Consider the following 2931-nt stretch of genomic DNA (forward strand, 5'->3'; position numbering starts at 1 on the left):
ACCACACCCCCCGCCCCCTGCGCCCCCGAAGACGTACGCCGCGTCGCCTGTGTCGGTGCCGGAGTCATCGGCGGCGGCTGGGTCGCCCACTACCTTGCCCGCGGCTACGACGTCACCGCCTGGGACCCGGCCCCCGACGCCGAGCAGAAGCTGCGCCGCCTGGTCGACGCCGCCTGGCCCGCCCTCGTACAGCTCGGCCTCGCCGACGGTGCCTCGCCCGACCGGCTCACCGTCGCCGACACCCTCGAAGAGGCCGTGGCCGACGCCCAGTTCGTCCAGGAGAGCGCCCCGGAGAAGCTGGAGCTCAAGCGCGACCTGCTGACCCGCCTGGACGCCGCGGCCCCCGCCGGGGTCGTCATCGCCTCCTCCACCTCCGGCTACCCGATGACCGACATGCAGACCGAGGCCGCCGACCCCGGCCGCCTGGTCGTCGGCCACCCCTTCAACCCGCCCTACCTCATCCCCCTGGTCGAGGTCGTCGGCGGCGAGCGCACCGCCGCGCACGCCGTGACCTGGGCCTCGCGGTTCTACGAGGTGGCCGGAAAGTCCGTCATCACCATGCGGCGCGAAGTCCCCGGGTTCATCGCCAACCGCCTCCAGGAAGCGCTCTGGCGCGAGGCCCTGCACATGGTCGCCAACGGCGAGGCCACCGTTAGCGAGATCGACGACTCGATCACCGAAGGCCCCGGCCTGCGCTGGGCGTTCATGGGCCCCATGCTGACTTTCGCGCTGGCCGGCGGCGAGGGCGGCATGGCACACATGCTGGACCACTTCGGCCCGTCCCTGAAGTCACCCTGGACCCGCCTGGAAGCCCCCGAACTCGACAAGCAGCTGTACGACGCCGTGGTCGCCGGATGCGACGACGCCGCGGCCGGGCGCACCATCGCCGACCTGGTCGCCGTACGCGACCAGGGCGTGATCGACGTACTGCGGGCGACCGGCCGCCTCGGCCAGGGCCCTCAGGAGGAGACGAAGTGACCGAGCCCCTGCCGCTGCTGCGGGACACCGTCCGCCCCGAGTGGATCGACTACAACGGCCATATGAGCGAGGCGTTCTACGTCCTCGTCTTCGGGTACGCCACCGACGCGATGATGATCGAGACCGGACTGCACGCCGGGTACCGCGACAGCACCGGCTGCTCCCTCTACACCGTCGAGGCGCATATCCGCTATCTGCGGGATGTCGCCGAGGGCGCACCCCTCGCGGTCCGGACCCGGATTCTGGGGGCCGACGCCAAGAAGGCGCGCTTCACCCACGAGTTGTACGTAGTCGACCAGCCGGACGCGCCCCTTGCATCGGATGCCGAGCCGGTGGCGACCACCGAGCTGCTGGCCCTGCATGTGGACCAGCAGGCGGGCCGCGCGGCACCGTTCCCGGACGAGATCCGGGCCCGGCTGGTCGCCCTGACGGAACCGGCCCCCGACTGGGCGGGCCGGTCCATCGCCAAGGTCACCGGCCTACAGGCCAAGTGACCCCAGGGAACCGCTCCTGACGATCACAGTGCAGGTGGTGTAACGGTAACCGGGCTGGATGTCCCGGCCGCTGGCGATGTCCCGCACGCCGAGGCCGTACTTGGCCAGGAAGTGGTAGTCGCCCGCGGGCAGCCGCAGCGTGGTCTTCCGGTACTTCTTCGAGCTGCTGGCGCAGCCGTTCTTCCTGCTGGCCGTCCGGTCCGCGTACTCCTTGCAGTTCGCGCACGCCGGGATCTTGACGCTGCCGGTGGTCGAGCCGGTGTACAGGATCTCCACCGGATTCGGGGCGTCGTTGGTGATGACCAGTTCCATCCGGGCGCCCCCGGGCCTGCCCTTGCGCGGCAGCCGTTTTCCGGCCTGGGGGCGCGCGGTGGCGATCTCCGCGGCGATCGCGATCTTCTTGGCCTGCGGGGTGCGCGAGCTGTTCTTGTACGTGCGGGCGAAGTCGTTCATCGTCCGCTGCGCGGAACTGAACTTCTTGTCCTCGAACTGGTCCACACCGCAGGCGTAGGTGCCGCTCTCCACCCCGCTGTCGACGTCCCCGCTCAGCGCGTCGCCGGTGCTGTCCGGCAGGTCCTTCGCGGTGTCGCCGATCCGGCGCAGCTGGTCGGTGGCGGTGCACGGCGCGCTGCCCTTCAGCTTCCCGACCTGGTTCTTGATCTCCTTGCGGATCGCGGGCTCCACCTGGCCCGCCTGCTCGGAGTCGGGGAACGTCCGCAGCAGCTCGCCCAGGTCGCCACCGGTCGACCCCACTGTGCGGGTGCCGAGCTTGGCGATCCCGCACTCGTACAGGGAGGTCGCGAGGGGGTCGTCGGGCCAGTCGGCCAGCTCGCCGAGGAGTTTGCCGTCCACCTCGTCCGGCACGGTCCGCAGATACGTCAGCGGTTCGATGGCCGTGCAGTGGTCCTTGTCGTGGTACGGGGCGGCGACGGCCTGGTAGTAGGCGTCGAGCCGCTTCGGCACCAGCTTTCCGGCCCGCGAGCCGGAGTGCTTCTCGCCCAGGGAGCGGTAGCGCTGCAGGGCCAGGCGGTACTCCGGCCGCGCCTTCGTGAACGGCTCGCCCGACGCGCCCTTGACGATCGCGTCGGCCTTCTCCAGGCGCTCAAGGAGCACCTTCTCCATCGCCTCGTCCTTGGCGGAGCCGTAGGCGACCGCACCACCCGCGGGCACCGCCAGCAGAGCGAGTCCCAGGACGGCGGCCACCAGCGGCCGCCCCGGCAGCAGGATGGCCGCACGGTAGCCGCGCCGCGCCCCGTCGGCGGCGGCGAGCAGCAGCACCGCCGCATAGGAGATCACCCAGACCCCCGCTATCCCGTCGGCCTCGGCGGGCAGCGCGGTCACCAGCAGCCCGGCCGTGGCCGCCCAGCACACGGCGGCCAGCACCCAGCGGCGCAGCAGCACATAGCCGAGGCCGAGACCGCTCAGGTTCAGCAGCCCGACGGCCAGTGCGCGCACCGGG

At 71.5% G+C, this 2931-nt stretch carries 3 protein-coding genes; 2 read left to right on the forward strand and 1 reads right to left on the reverse strand.

From position 1 onward, the window contains the following. Together U9R90_RS35065 and U9R90_RS35070 are read left to right on the forward strand one after the other, a co-directional pair. Nucleotides 1-978 (forward strand): 3-hydroxyacyl-CoA dehydrogenase NAD-binding domain-containing protein (locus tag U9R90_RS35065; protein WP_411061443.1); only part of this gene is annotated, 978 nt, incomplete at its 5' end. Then, nucleotides 975-1472: a thioesterase family protein gene (locus U9R90_RS35070; protein ID WP_411061444.1), complete on the forward strand. Its 498-nt coding sequence runs from the start codon at nt 975-977 to the stop codon at nt 1470-1472. The genes U9R90_RS35065 and U9R90_RS35070, both read left to right, overlap by 4 nt. On the opposite strand, the gene U9R90_RS35075 is transcribed toward U9R90_RS35070, so the two are convergent. Beyond that, a partial coding sequence (locus U9R90_RS35075) for a hypothetical protein (RefSeq protein ID WP_411061446.1) occupies nt 1458-2931 on the reverse strand: 1474 nt, incomplete at its 5' end. The genes U9R90_RS35070 and U9R90_RS35075 overlap by 15 nt on opposite strands.

Origin of the sequence: Streptomyces sp. E11-3, from assembly GCF_046540415.1 — a bacterium.
Classification (GTDB): domain Bacteria; phylum Actinomycetota; class Actinomycetes; order Streptomycetales; family Streptomycetaceae; genus Streptomyces.